At 61.7% G+C, this 18,395-nt stretch carries 18 protein-coding genes; 10 read left to right on the top strand and 8 right to left on the bottom strand.

Annotated features, from left to right (window positions below; translation table 11 throughout):
* Positions 1-6 precede the first annotated feature (6 nt).
* Positions 7-513, top strand: a complete 507-nt coding sequence (locus FQ746_RS11220; protein ID WP_144109430.1) for a flavin reductase family protein — start codon at positions 7-9, stop codon at positions 511-513.
* Positions 510-1,472 carry an ABC transporter substrate-binding protein gene (locus tag FQ746_RS11215; RefSeq protein WP_260853980.1) on the top strand — a complete coding sequence of 321 codons (963 nt, stop codon included), beginning with the start codon at positions 510-512 and terminating at the stop codon, positions 1,470-1,472. The genes FQ746_RS11220 and FQ746_RS11215 overlap by 4 nt, the downstream gene beginning before the upstream one ends.
* A gap of 14 nt (positions 1,473-1,486) precedes the next feature.
* On the opposite strand, the gene FQ746_RS11210 is transcribed toward FQ746_RS11215, so the two are convergent.
* Both FQ746_RS11210 and FQ746_RS11205 read right to left on the bottom strand, forming a co-directional pair.
* Positions 1,487-1,747, bottom strand: a complete 261-nt coding sequence (locus FQ746_RS11210) for a hypothetical protein (protein ID WP_144109429.1) — start codon at positions 1,745-1,747, stop codon at positions 1,487-1,489.
* 45 nt (positions 1,748-1,792) lie between these two features.
* A complete protein-coding gene (locus FQ746_RS11205; RefSeq protein WP_144109428.1) occupies positions 1,793-2,059 on the bottom strand; it encodes a hypothetical protein in 267 nt (88 codons plus the stop codon).
* A gap of 262 nt (positions 2,060-2,321) precedes the next feature.
* Here FQ746_RS11205 and FQ746_RS11200 point away from each other — a divergent pair, with 262 nt between their 5' ends.
* Positions 2,322-3,656: a Gfo/Idh/MocA family protein gene (locus FQ746_RS11200; RefSeq protein ID WP_144109427.1), complete on the top strand. Its 1,335-nt coding sequence runs from the start codon at positions 2,322-2,324 to the stop codon at positions 3,654-3,656.
* Positions 3,657-3,674: 18 nt separating this feature from the next.
* On the opposite strand, the gene FQ746_RS11195 is transcribed toward FQ746_RS11200, so the two are convergent.
* From FQ746_RS11195 to FQ746_RS11185, 3 genes are all read right to left on the bottom strand, one after another.
* A complete protein-coding gene (locus tag FQ746_RS11195; RefSeq protein WP_409932395.1) occupies positions 3,675-4,145 on the bottom strand; it encodes a response regulator in 471 nt (156 codons plus the stop codon).
* A 426-nt stretch (positions 4,146-4,571) separates the two neighbouring features.
* Positions 4,572-6,254: an ATP-dependent DNA ligase gene (locus FQ746_RS11190; RefSeq protein WP_144109425.1), complete on the bottom strand. Its 1,683-nt coding sequence runs from the start codon at positions 6,252-6,254 to the stop codon at positions 4,572-4,574.
* On the bottom strand, positions 6,251-7,327 hold the full coding sequence (locus FQ746_RS11185) for a ligase-associated DNA damage response exonuclease (RefSeq protein ID WP_144109424.1): 1,077 nt from the start codon (positions 7,325-7,327) through the stop codon (positions 6,251-6,253). The genes FQ746_RS11190 and FQ746_RS11185 overlap by 4 nt, the downstream gene beginning before the upstream one ends.
* 196 nt (positions 7,328-7,523) lie before the next feature.
* On the opposite strand from FQ746_RS11185, the gene FQ746_RS11180 reads away from it, so the two are divergent.
* The 5 genes from FQ746_RS11180 to FQ746_RS11155 all read left to right on the top strand — a co-directional run bounded on the left by FQ746_RS11180 (position 7,524) and on the right by FQ746_RS11155 (position 14,177).
* The gene (locus tag FQ746_RS11180; RefSeq protein ID WP_144109422.1) at positions 7,524-8,426 is read left to right on the top strand and encodes a YihY/virulence factor BrkB family protein; all 903 of its coding nucleotides are present in this window, start codon (positions 7,524-7,526) and stop codon (positions 8,424-8,426) included.
* 254 nt (positions 8,427-8,680) lie between these two features.
* Entirely contained in the window at positions 8,681-9,484 is an 804-nt protein-coding gene (locus FQ746_RS11170) for an alpha/beta fold hydrolase (protein WP_144109420.1), read from the top strand.
* 4 nt (positions 9,485-9,488) lie between these two features.
* Complete coding sequence (locus FQ746_RS11165; protein WP_144109418.1) at positions 9,489-11,831, top strand: PAS domain S-box protein; 2,343 nt, start codon at positions 9,489-9,491, stop codon at positions 11,829-11,831.
* A gap of 2 nt (positions 11,832-11,833) precedes the next feature.
* Complete coding sequence (gene zapE / locus FQ746_RS11160; protein WP_144109416.1) at positions 11,834-12,907, top strand: cell division protein ZapE; 1,074 nt, start codon at positions 11,834-11,836, stop codon at positions 12,905-12,907.
* A 175-nt stretch (positions 12,908-13,082) separates the two neighbouring features.
* Positions 13,083-14,177 (top strand): hypothetical protein, encoded by a 1,095-nt coding sequence (locus tag FQ746_RS11155; RefSeq protein ID WP_144109414.1) that lies wholly within the window; start codon positions 13,083-13,085, stop codon positions 14,175-14,177.
* A gap of 1 nt (position 14,178) precedes the next feature.
* Here the strand turns inward: FQ746_RS11155 and FQ746_RS11150 are convergent, their stop codons facing one another.
* Both FQ746_RS11150 and FQ746_RS11145 read right to left on the bottom strand, forming a co-directional pair.
* Complete coding sequence (locus FQ746_RS11150) at positions 14,179-14,736, bottom strand: cupin domain-containing protein (protein WP_144109412.1); 558 nt, start codon at positions 14,734-14,736, stop codon at positions 14,179-14,181.
* A 50-nt stretch (positions 14,737-14,786) separates the two neighbouring features.
* Complete coding sequence (locus FQ746_RS11145) at positions 14,787-15,029, bottom strand: hypothetical protein (protein WP_144109410.1); 243 nt, start codon at positions 15,027-15,029, stop codon at positions 14,787-14,789.
* Positions 15,030-15,189: 160 nt separating this feature from the next.
* Here FQ746_RS11145 and FQ746_RS11140 point away from each other — a divergent pair, with 160 nt between their 5' ends.
* Positions 15,190-15,426: a hypothetical protein gene (locus FQ746_RS11140; protein WP_144109408.1), complete on the top strand. Its 237-nt coding sequence runs from the start codon at positions 15,190-15,192 to the stop codon at positions 15,424-15,426.
* 31 nt (positions 15,427-15,457) lie between these two features.
* On the opposite strand, the gene FQ746_RS11135 is transcribed toward FQ746_RS11140, so the two are convergent.
* Entirely contained in the window at positions 15,458-15,703 is a 246-nt protein-coding gene (locus FQ746_RS11135) for a DUF6723 family protein (RefSeq protein WP_144109406.1), read from the bottom strand.
* A gap of 331 nt (positions 15,704-16,034) precedes the next feature.
* Between FQ746_RS11135 and FQ746_RS11130 the strand changes: the two genes are divergently transcribed.
* Complete coding sequence (locus tag FQ746_RS11130) at positions 16,035-18,395, top strand: FdhF/YdeP family oxidoreductase (RefSeq protein WP_144109404.1); 2,361 nt, start codon at positions 16,035-16,037, stop codon at positions 18,393-18,395.

Raw genomic sequence — 18,395 nt, 5'->3', positions numbered from 1 at the left:
ACCTTCATGAGCACCGACACCAATCCCCAAGCCGACCTTTTTCGCAATGCGATGGCGCGCTTCACCAACGGCGTCACGGCGGTTACCACCACCGAGAACCGCTTGCCATTCGGGTTGATCGCGACTTCGGTCTGCAGCCTGTCCGCCGATCCGCCGACGTTGCTCGTCTGCGTGAACCGGTCGGCTAGTGCCCACGATGTGATTGCACGCTCCGGGGTATTCGCGGTGAATCTACTGTCCGCGGAGCAGAAAGACGTCGCACAGCGTTTCGCGGAACTGAAAGGCTCCGAGCGTTTCGATTTGATGCGATGGACTACCGGGAAAAGCGGTGCGCCGATTCTTATCGATAGCGTCGTGGCGCTCGATTGCAAAGTGCTCGCAAAGCATAACGGCTATTCGCATACGATTTTCGTGGGAGAAATCATCGCCACGAAAGTGCATGCCGATCCTGCCGCGAGTTGCCTGTTGTGGCATCGACGGAGTTTTGCTTCGACCGCACTGGAAGTGCGATGAGCGGCATTCTTAATTCAATGTATTTTTTGACCCTCCACTACGGCAAACCAATGACTAACAGGTGCTTCGATCTGCTTGCGCGGGCTGCGGTCTCTTCTGCCATCGCGCTCGGCGGTATTGCGTGCGTGGTCCCGCTGGCTCAGGCTGCGGATTCACCGGCACTCGCCGCGGTTCAGACGGATCCGACATTAGCCGCGCTGGTACCGGAAGTTTTTCGTCAGCGAAAGACGATTACGGTCGCAGTTAATCCGGAGATTGCGCCCATCAAGTTCGTCGACGACGATGGTGAGATTGCTGGCTTCGCACCTGAGTTGCTTACCGCTGCGGCTAAAGTGCTCGGACTCAAGTTGAACTTCGCGCAGGCGTCGTTCGACTCGCTTATTCCTGGTCTCAACGCAAATCGATTCGATGTACTGCTCTCGCTAGGAGACTTTCCTTCACGGCATGGCAAGGTGACGTTCGTCGATTATCTCAACATTGGGCAGACTATCGTTGCAACGGCGAAAAGCGCGCTGACCGTCAAGTCGCTGGACGACTTGTGTGGCTTGCAGATTGCTCTGCCGAGAGGCACTGCACCCATGCAACAGGCGACCGACCTGAGCGCCAGATGTGTCGCGCAGGACAAGAAGGCGATTACCATCGCGACCTATCCGGATACGAACATGACGCTCTTATCGCTCACGAATGGCGCGAGTCAGGTCGTGTGGATCGATTCGCCGTCGGCGAGTTACAACATCGAGAAGTTTCCGAACCGGTATAAGGCGTTGTTCTTCTATTACAACTCGTCGTATGGGATTGGTTTTGGTACCGATGAAAATGGAAAGCGCTTTGCCGGTGCAGTGCAGAAGGCGCTGCTGAAGTTGAAGCAGAGCGGTGTCTATGACGGGCTGATCAGGAAGTGGGGACTGGCGGCGAAAGATGCGAGGCCGGATTTTCCGATTGATGATCCGATTCATTGAGGGTTTGTGGAGTGTCATTCGATGGGCTGCTGAGTGACGTTCATGTATTGCTCTATGACGGGCTGACCCAGTGCGATCAGATTAAGCATTGCTACACCGAGCCTTCGTGCGAATTCGTCGTCCAGGTTGAGATCGAATGCGTCTAATTCGATAGGCATTTCGAGCTTGCCTGCAACGACGGTGCGCAGCTTTTGTGGATCGACCGCCTGAACCATAAGCTGCTGGCAATCCTCGACATAAGTCACGATGATGGCATAGGGGGAATGTTTGGGCATTTGCTTTTGAGAAAAAATTCAGGATGCAGCGTCGCTGCTATCAGGTCAGCGTTCAATCGGGTTCTTCGTAACACTGATATATTTCTCGATGTCCGGTTGGTCGAGAGCGATCGCGTTGAGCATCGCTACACCGAGCCGACGGGCGAATTCATCGTCGAGTTTGAAATCGAAGTCATCCAGCAAGATCGGGACTGTGAATAGACCGGTCAATGACGGAGCCAGCTCGGCCCGGTCTATCAGCCGCACGTTGAGCCTTTCGTTGTTCTGGTCGTAGTCCAGAATTACAGAACGCTTCACCCCACTCTCTCTCATCCTTCCCTCTCCTCGAGTTTATTGGTCCGCTAACAACCCACAGCGGCACAACTCTTCCGGAGATTCACAGCCCGGCCTATCCGACAATTCCTAAAAAACACGTCCAGACTGCATTTACCAGCCAGAAAATAGGACACAGTGAAACGCCAAGTAAGAGAACCTGCTATCACCTGTCAGAGACATCCCTCTTCGCAATCGACAAGGAACACCGCTTGCGCGCCCGATCCTACGATTCCCCGATGCCTACACAGGAGAAAGCCGCATGACGCCCACCGATCAGCGCGACCCGCACGACCCGCCCGCCCCAAACAGCCAACCCGCCGAAGCCGATCGCCCAGGCAACCCACGCCGCCACTTCCTGCAACGCACCGGCAGCGGCGTCGCGGCTGCGTTAATGGCCGGCGCAAGCGGTCAGGCGCTCGCCGCCGCCACGACGCCGGGCACACCGAACACCGTCAAGCTGCCGCTCATTCAGGACACCGAGACCGACCAGGCCGAGAACACGCCCGACGCGAATGCCGAGCCCGACCGACGCATCGGCTATGCGATAGTCGGACTAGGCCGACTGTCGCTCAATCAGATTTTGCCGGCTCTCTCTGCATCGAAATACTCCCGGGTCGTCGCACTCGTCAGCGGCGACCGCGAAAAGGCCAGCAAAATCGCCCACCAATACGGCGTTCGTGAATCGGCTATCTACAACTACACGACCTACGAAAAGCTCGCCGATAACCCCGAAGTCCAGGTGATCTATATCGTTCTGCCGAACAGCATGCATGCCGAGTACACCGTGCGTGCAGCCGCGATGGGCAAGCACGTGCTGTGCGAAAAGCCGATGGCCATCAGCAGCGCCGAATGTCAGCAGATGATCGACGCCTGCAAGAAAGCGCAACGCCTCCTGATGATCGCGTATCGCAGTCAGTACGAACCGATGGACCGGATGGTCGCGAAGTGGGTGAAAGAAAAACGTCTGGGCCCCTTGCGTGAATTTATCGCAGGAAACTCGCAGAATGCCGGCGACCCGACTCAATGGCGTCTGAAGCGCGCGCTCGCCGGCGGCGGTCCCCTGCCCGACGTCGGTATCTATTGTCTGAACGCTGCGCGCTTTCTCAGCAATGAAGAACCTTATGAAGTCATCGCCAGCACGTATCGACCGACCGACGATCCACGCTTCAAGGAAGTCGAGCAGTCCGTGCACTTCGTGCTGCGTTTTCCGAGCGGCTTGACCGCGACCTGCATGGCGAGCTACGCCAGCCACGAATCGCGCTTCTTCCGTTTGCAAGGCGCCAAGAGTTGGGCTGAAATGAATCCGGCATTCGGCTATAACGGCTTGCAACTACGCCGCGGCGAACTGATAGAAGGAAAAAATGCGACGACGCAGATCGGTATCGATCCGGTAGATCAGTTTGCGCGTGAGATCGATCACATGTCGCTCTGCGTAGTGCGGGGACAAACGCCGCATACACCGGGCGAAGAAGGTCTGCAGGATCAGAAAATCGTGGAAGCGATCTACGAGTCGGCGCGCACGGGACGCGCCGTCAAGATCACCGCGCCCAGCGGACCGACACGCGGTCCGGAGCCGGATGAGGAGAACTTCTAGCGAGCTATGCCGGGCGGCTCAGGGACGGCCGGCCTCGTGCACGGCCGCCGCCGATTCGAGTACACGTAGCAGCCGTTCAGGCGTCAGCGGCTTCGCGCAATGTGCGTCGAAACCGACTGCACGGGCACGCGCGCGGTCGTCGCTGGACGCGGCAGCGGTACAGGCCACCAGCAACATGTCTTTGGTCGATGGATCGGCGCGCAGTCGACGCGCCAGTTCAAGCCCGTCGAGCCCGGGCATCCTGATGTCGAGCACCACGGCGAACGGTTGCCACTCGCACGCCAGTTCGCATACCGCGAGTGGGTCTTCCAGCGCGCGGCATTCGAAGCCGTCGGCATTGAGCAGCATCTGCAATGCGTCGGCGGCCTCGCGGTAATCGTCCACCACCAGCACGCGACGATGCGATGTCATGGCGTACTGAATCGGCCGCCATACTACGACGTCGTCGTTATCGCTATCGTCCATGCTGTCGTTAAACGTCACATTCATCTCCTTGGCTGATTCCCCGCGCCTTGCATTTTTCCGCGCACGCTGTGCGATAGCGCGCAAAATCCGCTCCTGCCGGATTGCTGGCCTCGACTCTTTATTAGGGATTTACTTCGGTTCGGCACGTTTGCGCAGAGAGGCATCGCAACAGGTACTCTTTTGAGCACCTTAGCCTACTGAACGTCGTTGCGCCTGCGGGTTTTCCCGCTTCCAGACCATGAACCGACGATTACGCATGCAGCGCGACCGGCCCGTAAAACACCCTCGATTGGTGCAAGGCGCCGCGCCGCGTGCATTGCACGCCCCAACTAAAACATCGGTTTGGTGCGCAAATAATTGCGCCGCTGTCGCACGTCCAACGTTCGTATTGTTTTGCGTGAATACGACACTACCCAAACTTCGGGAAGCCGAACTAATCGCGTGCTGGGGTTATCCCGCATGCTCATCGATAAAGCCCTTCAGCATCGTCAGCGTGTCGGCGTCTTCAATTGCCTTATCGGTGCGCCAGCGCAACATGCGGGGAAAGCGGACTGCGATGCCCGACTTATGTCGTGGACTCGCCTGAATACCTTCGAAGCCGATTTCGAAAACAAGCGTCGGCGTCACGCTGCGCACGGGACCGAACTTCTCGATCGTGGTTTTGCGCACGATGGCATCCACTTTGCGCATCTCTTCATCGGTCAGGCCGGAATAGGCCTTGGCGAACGGTACCAGCGTGCGCACACCATCGGCTTCGTCCCAGACCGCAAACGTGAAGTCGGTATAAAGACTTGCCCGGCGCCCGTGACCGCGCTGGGCATATAGCAGCACGGCGTCGATCGCATAAGGCTCGACCTTCCACTTCCACCACGTGCCTGACGCTTTGGTACGGCCGACGCCATACATCGACTGGCGTTCCTTGAGCATCAGCCCTTCCACACCGCGGCCCCGACTCTCGTCGCGCAAAGCGGCGAGCGTTTGCCAGTCGCTCGATTCGACGAGTGGAGACACGCGCAAGAGGTCATGCATCGACGTGCCGCGCAGTTCTCCGGCTAAAGCATCGAGTTGCGCTCGTCGATCCGCCAACGGCGTCATGCGCAAGTCTTTTCCGTGCGCTTCCAGCAGGTCGTACGCGAGAAAAGTCGCCGGCGAATCGGCGAGAATTTTTTTGCTCAATGTCTTGCGGGCAATGCGCGGCTGCAATCGGGCAAACGGCAACGGCGCGCTCGCGCCCTGCTCCCACGCCAGAATCTCACCGTCGATCACGAAGCCGTCGGGCAAGACCTCACCCAACGAAGCGACTTCGGGAAAACGCTCGGTAATCAGATCCTCACCACGCGACCACAACCACACGCGTCCCGCCCGTTTGACGAGCTGCGCGCGAATGCCATCCCACTTCCACTCGATCTGCCAATGCGATGGATCGCCGAGCGTAGCCGGCTCGGTCTGCAACGGGTGCGCCAGAAAGAAGGGATACGGTAAGCCGATATCGCTATCGTGCAGCGCGTCCCCGGATTGCGCTTCGCCTTCTGCACTCGATACCTCGGGCGCAATCAGCCGGAGATAACGCGCCGCGTCCGGTTTCTGCCGCGCGTCCGTCCAGCCCACCATCCGTTGCGCAATCCGTTTGTGATCGACGCCGGCAACTTCTGCGAGAGCACGCACGACGAGTTGTCGCGCCACCCCAACCCGGAAGCCTCCACCAATCAGTTTGGTCAGCAGAAACCGGCCGCCCCAGTCGAGTTCGTCCCAATAGCCGAGCAGACGCTCGCGCAAGGTCTCCGGCGCGACGCCGCGCAGTGGCAGCACACGTTGCTCGATCCATTGCGTGAGGCCGAGTTCGGAATCGCGTTGCGCGGGCGGCAGAATGTGCGCGATGGTCTCGGCGAGATCGCCGACCGCGTGATACGACTCTTCGAACAGCCACGGCGGCAAACCGGCCCGTTCGCGTGCGATCTCGCTCAGGAGCCGCGTCGGCACCGACTGCCGCGGCTTGCCGCCGGCGAGAAAATAAGCCGCCCACGCCGCGTCTTCCGGCGCGGCCACTGAGAAGTACGCGGTGAGCGCGGCCAGTTTGTCGTGCGTTGAAGTGGTGGCGTCGAGCGCCGTGTATAGCGCGGCGAAGCGTTTCATGGTGCGTTCGCTTCGACAGCGACGGTCGATGCGGCTTCGTCCGCACCGGCCGCGTCTGCCTCGACCGTGTCGTCGCCGTATTGCGTTTCGAACGCGCCCGCTTCGAGTCCTTGCTCGCGCAACCATCGCACCATCGGTTCCACCGACCCGTGCGTGACGATCACCCGCTGCGCGCCGGTGGCCTGAATGGCGGTTTGCAGGCCGGGCCAATCGGCGTGATCGGACAGCACGAAGCCACGGTCCACACCGCGTCGGCGTCGCGCGCCGCGCAGACGCATCCAGCCCGACGCAAACGCGTCGCTGTAGTCGCCGAAACGTTTGAGCCACGTGCTGCCTTGCGCCGAGGGCGGCGCGACGATCAGCGCCTCGCGGAACATGGCTTTGTCCTTGACCGCGATTTCGCTGACCGGACGTACCGGCGGCAAGCGGACACCGGCCTCGCGATACGCGCGATTGAGCGGCTCGACCGCGCCGTGACAGAAGATCGGACCGATACCCGCATCGACACTGGCCAGCACGCGTTGCGCCTTGCCGAACGAATAGCAGAACAGCACCGACGCACGGCCTTCGGAGGCGTTATGCCGCCACCAGGCATCGACGCCTTCGAAAAGCGTGCGCGGCTCGTCCCATCGGTAGATCGGCAGACCGAACGTCGATTCGGTGATGAACGTATCGCAGCGCACCGGTTCGAACGCGTCGCATGTCGGGTCGGGGTCGAGCTTGTAGTCGCCCGAAGCGACCCACACGCGGCCCGCATGTTCGATGCGTACCTGGGACGATCCCAGCACATGTCCGGCCGGATGCAACGAAACGGTGGTGTCGCCGATCGCGAGCGTCTCGCCATATGGGAGCGTTTGCAACGAAATACCCGGGAGACGGGACAGCAGAACACCTGCCCCAGCCTCCGACGCGAGGTAATGCCGATGCCCGAACCGCGCGTGGTCGGAATGCGCATGCGTGACCACCGCGCGTTCGACCGGCCGCCATGGGTCGATGTAGAAGTCGCCCGGCGGACAATAAAGTCCTTCGGGTCGCGCGACGACGAGATCGGACTGATCGGAGGCAAGGTTCAAAGGGAATCCGTGGAGTGGAATTGGCCAAAGCGTTCAAGCAAACCGCATTCCAGTCGCCGGGTCACCATGAAGCGGCGAGCGGCGAGATGGAAACCGTCCGACGTGGCGGCAATATTGCTTCATTCCATGACAAGCGTTCCCACTACTGCGTTCGACCTTGCCGCGTTTTAATCCCAACGCGGCGCCGTGAGACACCATGCCCGCCTTTATCGACGAACACGCGCTGTATATCGCGAAACATCCCGGCAGGTTTCTGCTGCAGACGTTGAAGGCGTTCCGCGCCAATCAGGGCTTGCTACTGGCCGGCGCGGTCGCCTACTACGCGCTGCTGTCGATCGTGCCGTTGATGATCCTGATCGTGATCGCCCTGTCGCGGGTAGTCCCACAACCGGTATTACTGGCCGCACTGGGTCACCTTTTACAATGGCTCGTGCCCGGTCAGTCGAAGGCGCTCGTGCATGAACTCGCCAATTTCCTCGCGCATCGTGCGGTGATCGGCTGGGTGCTGTTGCTCACAATGATCTTTTTCAGCTCGCTTGCCTTCACGGTGCTGGAAAACGCGATGTCGTTGATCTTCGTGCATCGCGTCGTGGTCAGGCGGCGGCATTTTCTGCTTTCCGCGTTGCTGCCCTATTGCTACATCCTGTTTCTCGGCATCGGTTTGCTGATCGTCACGTTCGTGTCGAGCGGACTGGAAGCCGTCGGCGCCGAAGGTATCGACCTCTTCGGCGCGCACGTCTCGCTACAAGGTCTGGCGCGCGTGGTGCTCTATCTGCTGGGGCTCGCGGGCGAGGTTTTCGTTTTAACGTCCATCTATCTGGTGATGCCGGTGGGCCGGCCTTCGCTCAAGCATGCGCTGTTCGGCGGCATTGTCGCCGCGGCGCTCTGGGAGATCACGCGGCATGTGCTGGTCTGGTACTTCGCCACGCTCTCGCAGGTCAGCGTGGTGTATGGCTCGTTGACGATGGCGATCGTGATTCTGTTCAGTCTCGAATGGCTCGCCACGCTGTTGCTGTTCGGCGCGCAGGTGATTTCACAATACGAGCGGTTTGGCGCGGAGCCGGTAGCGGCGCCGCAGCCGGTGATCGAGACGAGGTAAGGCGGGGTTTGGTTCGATGAGGTTCCAGTCAAGGCTGGAAAAACGCGATTCCGTGCTTGCAGCGGGGCCGCGCAAACGCTCTTGCGTGTAGCGGTCAAACATCCGGACGCATTGAAAGACATTCAGGCGGCCGGTTAACCCCAACCCATCCCACCCCCAAACCCAACCCCGCCTCCAACCTGCGGTAACATGCCTGGCAGCGCCGGCCGCGGGGTGTCACCGCCTTTTTTCCGGCACGCCACAGGACGTCGACCATGAGCCTCACTCAGCGCAACAACATCAATATCTCCGGCCGCGGCAAGCGGACCATGATTCTCGCCCATGGTTTCGGATGCGATCAGAGCATGTGGCGTCTGCTCGCGCCCGCCTTCCATGACGATTACCGGACCGTCGTGTTCGACCACGTGGGCAGCGGCGCGTCGGACCTGAGCGCGTACGACGTCGACAAATACGGCAGCCTGCACGGCTACGCGGCCGACCTGCTGGAAATCATCCGCGAAGTCGCCGATGCGCCGGTGGTCTTCGTCGGGCACTCGGTCAGCGCAATGATCGGCCTGATCGCGAGCCTTCAGGCGCCGGAGCTGTTCGCCGCGCTGATCATGGTGGGCCCGTCGCCCTGCTACGTGAACGACGGCGACTATGTCGGCGGTTTCAGCCGCGAAGATATCGACGACCTGCTGCGCACGCTGGAAAGCAACTATCTGGGCTGGTCGAGCACGATGGCGCCGGTTATCATGGGCGCCCCCCAGCACCCCGAACTCGGCATCGAGCTGACCAATAGTCTGTGCCGTACCGACCCCGAGATAGCACGGCATTTCGCGCGCGTCACCTTCCTGTCCGACTCACGCTCCGACCTCCCTCACACGAGGACGCCCACCCTGATTCTGCAATGTAGCGACGACATCATCGCGCCACGCGAAGTCGGCGAGTACCTGCGGCGTACCATTCCCGGCAGCACGTTGCAGATCATCGACAACATCGGCCACTGTCCGCATCTGAGCGCACCCGAAGCCAGTGCACTCGCCATGAATGAATTTCTTGGCCCGTTGAGCCTGTAAGCGAATGCAGAGCAAGGACCGTCCGCTGCCTTCCGCCGACGCACTGTTCGAGCATGCCGCCTGCGGCCTGCTCGTCACCGACGCCAACGGCCGCATGCTGCGCGTCAACACGACCTTCTGCGGCTGGCTCGGCTATGAATCGGACGCGCTCGCCGGCAGGATGCAGCTACAGAACCTGCTCACCGCCGGCGGCAAGGTGTTCTACCAGACCCACTGGGCGCCGCTCCTGCAAATGCAGGGCTCGGTGGCCGAGGTCAAGCTGAACATGATGCATCGCGACGGCCACATGGTGCCGATGCTGCTCAACGCGGTACGCCGACGTCATGGCGATGCGACCTATTTCGAAGTCGCCGTGCTGATCGTCGCCGACCGGCACAAGTACGAGCAGGAATTGCTGCTGGCGCGCCGTAACGCGGAAGCATCGGTGGCCGCGCATCAACTGGCGCAAAAGGAATTGCAGGAAAGCCGCGACGTGTTGAGCCTCGCGATGCGCGGCGCGCGCATGGGCGCGTGGTCGCACGAACCGAAGTCGGGCAAGTTCTGGTGGAGCCGCGAGCTCGAAACATTAGCGGGCTACGCCGAAGGACGCTTCGCGCACACGCCGGCGGGTTTTTTCGAACTCATTCATCCCGGCGACCTGCTGGCGCTGAACGAAGCGGTCGATCATGCGGTGCAGTTTCACGACGATTACGTCGCCGAGTTCCGTTTCCTGCATGCCAGCGGCGACTGGTGCTGGATGGAAGGTCGCGGCCGCGCGACTTACGACCGGCATGGCGAGCCGCTCGTCATCTACGGTTTGGGCACCGACATCACCGAACGGAAGGAAGCGCAGACGGTGCTGCTGCGTCAGGCCGCGATTTTCGAGCATCTGAGCGACGCAATCGTCATCACCGATCTGCGCGGCAACATCACCGACTTCAACGTCGGCGGCGAGCGCATGCTCGGCTATCGCATGCGCGAAATTCTCGGCAAGCCGATCTCGATCTTCCACCCGCCTGCGGACGCGCTGCGCATTCGCCGCGAAGCGCTCGCCGGACTCGCGGCCGAAGGCACCTGGCGCGGCGAACTGACCTTCGTGCGGCGCGACGGCTCCAGAGGGGTTTGCGAGACCGTCGTCAAACCGCTCGCGAATGCACGGGGCGATATCTATGGCGCGGTCAGCGTGAATCGCGACATCACCGAACGTCTGCGCGCGGAGCAGCAACTGCAACGTCTGAACCTCGAGTTGTCGAAAGCGGACCGTCGCAAGGACGAATTTCTCGCGACGCTCGCGCACGAATTGCGTAATCCGCTCGCACCGATGCGTAACGTGCTCGAAGTGCTGCGCATGAAGGAATTCGCCGATCCGCAACTGAACTGGTCGCGCGATGTATTCGACCGGCAATTGCAGCATATGACCCATCTGGTGGACGACCTGCTGGAAGTGTCGCGCATCACGCAAGGCAAGCTGGAGTTGCGCAAGCAACGACTCGAGCTGGCGCGCGCGATGCAATCGGCTATGGAAGCGGCGCGCTCGACTGTGCAGGCATCGGCTCATCACCTGACCGTGACGCTGCCGCGCGAACCGCTGTACCTCGACGCCGATCCCACCCGGCTCTCGCAGATGATCCTGAATCTGCTGAACAACGCAGCCAAATACACGCCGCCGGGCGGCCGTATTGCACTCGCCGCGCGGCGCGAAGGCGACGAAGCGGTGATTACGGTCGCCGACTCCGGCATCGGCATTCCGGGCGAGCATCTGGATCATGTGTTCGAGATGTTTTCGCAACTGGCGCCGGCGCTCGACCGGTCGCAAGGCGGGCTCGGCATCGGTCTCGCGCTGGTTCGCGGTCTGGCGGAATTGCACGGCGGCACCGTCGCCGCTTTCAGTGGTGGTCCGGGCACCGGCAGCGAGTTCGTGATCCGTCTGCCGGTCTCCCAGGCCGGCGTGGCGCCCGTCGATCATCCGCCTGCGCAACCGGTCAGTGCGGCGGGCTTGCGCGTAGTGATCGTCGACGACAACGCGGACGCGGCCGAAAGTCTGGCCATGGTGCTCGAACTGGAAGGACATCAGGTGCGCACGGCGGGAGATGGTGTCGCGGGCCTGGCGCTGATCGCCGACTTCGCACCACGCGTGGTGATTCTGGATATCGGTCTGCCGAACCTGAACGGCTATGAAGTGGCGCGCCGGATTCGCGAGCGCGAACCCGACGCGGACACCCTGCTGATTGCCGTCACCGGCTGGGGCCAGCAACAGGACAAGCAGGCAGCGATGGCAGCGGGCTTCGATTACCACTTCACCAAACCTGTCGACCCGCGCGAATTGCAGCGGGTGTTAGGCCTGCGGCAATCCGAGGGGCAACGCTAGGCATGCTCGATCAGCGTCAGGTCTGCGATGCCCTCGCGGCACGCGGCATCACACCCGATGCCAGCCAACGCACCGCCATCGCCGCGCTGGTCGCGTTGCTCGACGCGCGTGGCCGTTCGTCGCTTCAAGGCGTCTATTGCCATGGCTTGCCCGGACGCGGCAAGAGTCTGGTCGTCGACACGGTGTTCGAACTGGCCCAATGTCCGAAACGGCGTCTGCACTTCCACGAATTTCTGCGCGAGATAAACCGGCGGCTGGTCAGCGAACCGCGTGGCGACGACCGGCTCGGATCGGTCTCGCGACGTTGGCTCGAAGGCATCGAACTGCTCTGCTTCGACGAATTCCACGTGCACGACATTGCCGATGCCTTTCTGCTCGCACGGTTTCTCGATACGGCTATCCAACTCGGCACGCGCATTGTCCTGACTTCGAACTATGCGCCGCGCGCATTACTGTCCAACCCGGAGTTTCACGATCGTTTCCTGCCGACCATCGGGCAGATCGAACGACACTTCACGGTGATCGAATTCGACGGTGAGCGTGACTATCGTTTCGGCCGCGAGCAGGCCGAGGTGCCGCGATTTTTTGCGCCGCTGGACGCGACCACCGCAGAGGCGCTGCACGATATCTTCCAATGCCATACCGGCAGCGAACCGCAGGAGCCCGTCACGGTGATCGCGGCGGGCCGCCCTCTGCTTGCCCGCGCGGCTTCGGCCCCGCTGCTATGGGCCGACTTCGAAACCTTGTGCGTCGCAAGCCGCTCTCATCATGATTACCTCGATCTCGCGGGTCACTGGAACGGGCTGATTCTCGACCATCTGCAAACCGCCTGGCTGGGCAAATCGCACACGTTGCAGCGATTCGTGTGGCTCGTCGATATCTTCTACGACCGCAAGCATGCGCTCTTCATCGCGTCGGATCGTCCGATCGAAGCAGCGCTCGCGGGCCTCGAAGGCGCGCACGATCTGTCGCGCACATTGAGTCGGCTGGCGGAGATGCAGTCGCTCGGCTACCGCAGCACACTGGGCGAAAGCGTGCCGGGTGCACAAATGTTGCAAGGGTCGGCCGTTCGCTGACAGACCGTCGCATGAGCCGCACCATAAAATCCGGAAAGCCGTCATGCCCCGACAGGTCGGGACGATGCTATAGAAAGGCGTCGGCGAGCCGTCCCTACACTGGCGCCGGGAATGCGTTCTGCTACCGCGGTAGCGGGCCCATTCTTCAGCGGATTACCTCCGCCCTCCTGCCGACATGATCAGAACCGCTTCCGTCGCGGCCGCGCTATGCGCCGCATGCTTGACTTCCGCTTGCGTGCATATCGGCCCCGCCCGGCTCAAGGCCGATCAGGTCGACTACGAGCGCGCGCTGGGGGACGCCAAGAAACGGGAGATTCTCGCGGCGGTGGTCGGCTTGCGTTACGGCGATGCGCCTGCATTCATGACGGTCAGCAGCATCATCGCCGCCTATACGTTCGACGCGACCGCCGGCGGGACCGGTAATGTGGGCTCGGGCAGCCTGCCAAGCTATGCGCTCGCCACTGGCAGTGTCTCCTACTCGAACCACCCGACCTTCACGTTCACGCCGACCACCGGCGAGGCCTTCGCTTCCGCCTATATCCGGCCACTTGCGCCCGCCCTGGTATTGCCGCTTGCCGAAGGCAACGTGCCGATCGATCTACTGTTGCGGATCACCGCGCAATCGGTAGGCGGCCTGCAGAACGGCAATGCACTCGGCGGCGATAACAGCGCGGGCGCGCCGGGCTTCTTCGAATTGCTGCAGGCATTACGACGGCTGCAACTGGCCGGCGAGCTGAACGTCGAGACGCGTCAGGCCGAAGGCAAGGACGCGAAGACCAGCCCAATGGGCGTGTATCTGGTGATTGGCGCGACTACCAGCGGCGAGTCGTCGCAAACAGGCGCGGATCTCGCCACGGTGCGCAGGCTGTTGCGCTTATCCACGGCCACGCGCAGTTACGAGATCGTCTATGGGCCGTCGTCCGGATCGAAAAAGGGCGACCAGATTCCGATGGTGACCCGCTCCGTGTTCGGCATCCTGACCGACCTCGGCGCGCAGGTGCAGGTGCCGGTGGAACGCATCGCCGATGGTTCGACCAAACCGACCGTTGGGCTGATCGGCGGTGAAACGCGGCCGACCATCATCGTCCGCTCGGCCGAGAAGCCGCCGAAAGGCGCATACGTCATGGTCGAATATGGGTCGGCGACCTACTGGGTGGATCGCAACGACTTCGATTCGAAATACGCCTTTACGGTCGTGCAAAACCTCATGGCGCTCGCGGAATCGGATACCAGCAGCAAAGCACCCGTGGTGACGATTCCCGCGAACTGACTCATGCGGCGTGCAGCCAATGCTCCACCAACGGCCCTTCCTTGCCTTCTATCGGATCCAACGGCGGGAACGGCAGCACGTCCATCTTCGAAAGTTCTTCCGGTGTGAGCGCTTCGCGGCGGATATCCCATTGCTGACCTTCGGGGTAGCCAGCCACCACGCGAAAATGGCGTGCGAAAGATTGCAGACAGTGGCCCGTGCCGGCCGGCAGCAAGATTGCATCCCCGGCCGCGAGCCGCACCACCCGTCCGCCGGGTCCGCCGATGATGACCTCGGCGGAACCATCCGTGACGCCCAACACCTCGTGCGCCGTTGCATGGAAATGGTGATAGTCGAAAATTCCGTCGCGCCATTGCGGCGGCCACTCGTTGCGCTCGAACAGATCTTCGAACGAGGCGGCGAGATCGCCATCGCCCGGGGATAACGCCTGACGATAAATAACGACCGGCAGGCGACGATTGTTGGGCACCCAACCGTGCGGCTCGAGCATAAACGCATCGATGCCGCGCGGCGCTGCTTCAATCGTGTGTTTCCGGGCGTGCTTCAAATCGATCTGCATGCTTCGCTCCCGTAGATAGAGCGTGACCCGCGACTCGCGGCCCCGCGTCGTCATTCCTGCTTCTGCGACTCACGGCCGCCGCCGCCGGGCGGCTCGGCATGCGTGCCGGTGCCGAGCGGCACTTCCGGCGAATGCACCGGCCGCTCGCTCGAACGCGGCGGATTGGTCGCCTGGTCGACGCCAGTCTGCACCACCGGTTCGATGCCGAGCGGACTCGGCTCGACGTAACGCGTGCCGCTGGGCTTGTTTCGCGCTTTGACTTCTTCCGAGATTTCGATCTTGCTGTCGTCCATGGCGTTCTCCTTTAAATGCGCCAAGCGGATTGGCTACAGCTTTAACGGAAGCAACATACGGTCCCTCTCGTCGAGTCCCTTCTGTCGAAGCCGCCCCACTCCGTGGCACGGCCGTTGCGGCAACCCCGAGGAGGCTTGCCTTATATAAAAGGAGAAGATGATGTCAATCACCACCATTCGCGTATCCGACACCGAAGTTCAAGTCGAACGCACGCTTTACACGTTTGGACAGAAGGCCGACGCCGATGCATTCCAGCGTTGCCTCGTGGATACCGCTGTCGATAGTTGCTACCGCAGTCATCCTCCGGTGTCGGTGCGACCTACGGTCCCCGACGAACATCCCGACGATCCGAGCCGCGGCAGCACGATTTCGCCTTCGCTTGGCGGGATGCCCTGAAGCCTCCCTCGCATGATGAACCTCGCCCGTTTCAGGGCTCCGGCGCCGCGCGGTCCGCGGCGACTATCTCCCGTCCATAATCGACTGCGGCCCGCCGGGCCTCGTCCGCAGTCGAGTACGGTCCAATTTCGGGGGCACCGTCGAAGGGGAACAGAATTCGTTTGTCTGTTTTCCTGACGACCTTCAATCCGCCCACGTAACGACCGTCGCCCGTCCCGTGGTAGCTCGCAAAAATCTCGAATTCGTCGTCGGCCACGTCGGCCTTATGTCGCGCCATGTTTCTATCCTTGCCCCTGCACCTTCAGTGCGTCGTGTTCAATGCTGCAAACGGTGTGGATGCACGGCACCGATGATCGGCGCCTGCATGATTCCCGAATCAAAGCCGAGCAAGCACTGTTCCACGCGGCGCGGACGTCCACTGGCTGGGAAATGCACGGCGTTGGCAGACGGGAAAAATGAGGCTAACTGACTATTTCTGAGTCGCCTGTCTCGAGTTGAGCCGTAAGCGTCCTTGAAAACACTGGCCTGGTAATTGCGGACTTGCCTGTCGAGACCAGCCGGGTGCAGTTGCACAGGCGGGCAATATTTCCGTCAGGAGCAGCCTCCGCATGGACCCGATTACCGATCCCGTTGAATCTACGCCGTCCGCCAACGATGAGGCGGCCATCTCCCCAATCAAGCCGTATAAGAACGCATCCGGCGGCTGGGGGTCGATGAAGGCCGTAGCGTCGATTCTTCTTAAGGAACACGTGCCGCTGAGCGGCGCGCGCCTCCTCTCCAGGCAGAACAAAGCCGACGGCTTTGCATGCGTGAGCTGCTCGTGGGCCAAGCCAGCCGATCCGCATCTGGCCGAGTTCTGCGAAAACGGCGCCAAGGCAACCGCGTGGGAAATCACTAACAAGCGAATCGACGCGGACTTTTTCGCCGGACACACGCTCACCGAATTACTGTCGTGGAGCGGTCTCGACCTCGAATCGCGCGGCCGCCTCACGGCACCCATGCGTTGGGACCCGAGCACCGACCGTTATGTGCAGACTACGTGGGAGCATGCGTTCGCGGAGATCGCCCGCGAGTTGCAAGCCATCGCCCCCAACGACGCTGTGTTCTACGCGTCGGGCCGCGCGTCGCTGGAAACCTCGTACCTTTACGCGCTGCTAGCCCGCATGTACGGCACGAACAATTTGCCGGACAGTTCGAACATGTGCCATGAAAGCACATCGGTGGGATTGCCCAAGACCATCGGCATTCCGGTCGGCACCGTCACGCTCGAGGATTTCGAGCACACCGACTGCATGCTGTTCTTCGGCCATAACACCGGCACGAACGCGCCGCGTATGCTGCATCAGCTGCAGGACGCCCGCAAACGCGGCGCGGAGATCATCACCTTCAATCCGCTGAAGGAACGCGGGCATGTGTCCTTCGTCAATCCGCAATCGCCGCTGGAGATGTTGACGCCGGAACACACGCTGATCAGCACGCAGTATCACCAGGTGAAGATCGGCGGCGATGCCGCGGCCATTGCCGGTCTGTGCAAACTGCTGATCGAATGGGACGACGAGGCGCAGCGTAACGGCGCGCCACGCGTGCTCGACGCGGAGTTTCTCGCGGAACACACGCAAGGCTTCGAAGCATTCGCCGCCGCGATGCGCGCGCTGACCTGGGAAGAAATAGAAGGCCATGCGCAACTGCCACGCGCCGCGCTAGAAGACGCGGCACGGGTCTACGCTAATTCGAAAGCTGCAATGGTGCTGTACGGCATGGGCATCACGCAGCACCGCAACGGCGTGCACAACGTGCAGATGCTGTCGAACCTGCTCCTGCTACGCGGCAATATCGGCCGGCCCGGTGCGGGTATCTGCCCGATTCGCGGCCATTCGAACGTGCAGGGGCAACGCACGGTGGGCATCACCGAAAAACCGGAACTCGCGCCGCTCGACAAGCTGAAAGAGCTCTACGATTTCGAGCCGCCGCGCGCTAAAGGCATGAGCACCGTCGCTGCGTGTCAAGGCGTGCTCGACGGCAGCGTGAAGGCATTTATTGGACTGGGCGGCAATTTCCAGGTAGCGATTCCCGACCATCATGTGATGGACCCGGCGTGGCGCCGTCTTCGTTTGACCGTGCAGATAGCTACCAAACTGAATCGCAGCCATCTGCTGCATGGCGAGGTGGCGTATCTGCTGCCCTGTCTCGGGCGTATCGAGATCGACCGGCAGGCCAGCGGCGAGCAGTGGGTCAGCGTCGAGGACAGCACCGCCTGCGTGCACGGCTCGCATGGACTCGCCGAGCCGGCCAGCGAAATGCTGCTTTCGGAGACGGCGATCGTCGCCGGCATTGCGAAGGCGTTGCTGCCGCGTAACCCGAAAGTCGACTGGGATGCGTGGGTGGACGATTACGCGACGATCCGCGATGCGATCGAGCGCACCTACCCCGAGCAGTTCACCGACTTCGACGCGCGCTTCAGGCAGCCCGGCGGTTTTCATCGGCCATTGCCGGCGTGTCATCGGGAATGGAAAACCGAGAGTGGCAAAGCCACTTTCATCGTGCCCGACACGCTCGACGAAGATGCCGACATGCCGGCGCGCGGACCGGACGTGTTGCGCCTCATGACCACACGCGGCGACGACCAGTTCAATACGACCGTGTACGGCCTCGACGACCGCTTTCGCGGCGTAAAAGGCACGCGCGACGTGCTGCTGATGCATCGCGACGACCTGAGCCGTCTCGGCTTCGTGGAAGGCGACGCAGTCTGTATCGAGACCGTGTCGCAAGACGGCGTGACACGCGAGGTCGACGGCATGCACGTGCACGCCTACGACATTCCGCCGGGTTGCATCATGGGCTACTACCCGGAGTGCAATCGCCTGATTCCCCTCGCGCATCATGCGAAGGAAAGTCAGGTGCCGGCATCGAAAGCCATCCCCGTGCGCTTGCGCAAATCGACGCGGCAGCAGACGGCGGTCGCGGCGTGA

It is taken from the genome of Paraburkholderia sp. BCC1886, assembly GCF_900996245.1.
Lineage (GTDB): Bacteria > Pseudomonadota > Gammaproteobacteria > Burkholderiales > Burkholderiaceae > Paraburkholderia.
This window is presented reverse-complemented; position numbering and strand designations above follow the sequence as displayed.

Coding starts and splice junctions, on each gene's coding strand:
- FQ746_RS11195 (WP_409932395.1), bottom strand. CDS start 4,145: ATGAATGTGACGTTTAACGACAGCATGGACGATAGCGATAACGACGAC.
- zapE (WP_144109416.1), top strand. CDS start 11,834: ATGCTCGATCAGCGTCAGGTCTGCGATGCCCTCGCGGCACGCGGCATC.
- FQ746_RS11220 (WP_144109430.1), top strand. CDS start 7: ATGAGCACCGACACCAATCCCCAAGCCGACCTTTTTCGCAATGCGATG.
- FQ746_RS11155 (WP_144109414.1), top strand. CDS start 13,083: ATGATCAGAACCGCTTCCGTCGCGGCCGCGCTATGCGCCGCATGCTTG.
- FQ746_RS11200 (WP_144109427.1), top strand. CDS start 2,322: ATGACGCCCACCGATCAGCGCGACCCGCACGACCCGCCCGCCCCAAAC.
- FQ746_RS11210 (WP_144109429.1), bottom strand. CDS start 1,747: ATGCCCAAACATTCCCCCTATGCCATCATCGTGACTTATGTCGAGGAT.
- FQ746_RS11145 (WP_144109410.1), bottom strand. CDS start 15,029: ATGGACGACAGCAAGATCGAAATCTCGGAAGAAGTCAAAGCGCGAAAC.
- FQ746_RS11205 (WP_144109428.1), bottom strand. CDS start 2,059: ATGAGAGAGAGTGGGGTGAAGCGTTCTGTAATTCTGGACTACGACCAG.
- FQ746_RS11150 (WP_144109412.1), bottom strand. CDS start 14,736: ATGCAGATCGATTTGAAGCACGCCCGGAAACACACGATTGAAGCAGCG.
- FQ746_RS11165 (WP_144109418.1), top strand. CDS start 9,489: ATGCAGAGCAAGGACCGTCCGCTGCCTTCCGCCGACGCACTGTTCGAG.
- FQ746_RS11215 (WP_260853980.1), top strand. CDS start 510: ATGAGCGGCATTCTTAATTCAATGTATTTTTTGACCCTCCACTACGGC.
- FQ746_RS11135 (WP_144109406.1), bottom strand. CDS start 15,703: ATGGCGCGACATAAGGCCGACGTGGCCGACGACGAATTCGAGATTTTT.
- FQ746_RS11180 (WP_144109422.1), top strand. CDS start 7,524: ATGCCCGCCTTTATCGACGAACACGCGCTGTATATCGCGAAACATCCC.
- FQ746_RS11190 (WP_144109425.1), bottom strand. CDS start 6,254: ATGAAACGCTTCGCCGCGCTATACACGGCGCTCGACGCCACCACTTCA.
- FQ746_RS11170 (WP_144109420.1), top strand. CDS start 8,681: ATGAGCCTCACTCAGCGCAACAACATCAATATCTCCGGCCGCGGCAAG.
- FQ746_RS11130 (WP_144109404.1), top strand. CDS start 16,035: ATGGACCCGATTACCGATCCCGTTGAATCTACGCCGTCCGCCAACGAT.
- FQ746_RS11140 (WP_144109408.1), top strand. CDS start 15,190: ATGTCAATCACCACCATTCGCGTATCCGACACCGAAGTTCAAGTCGAA.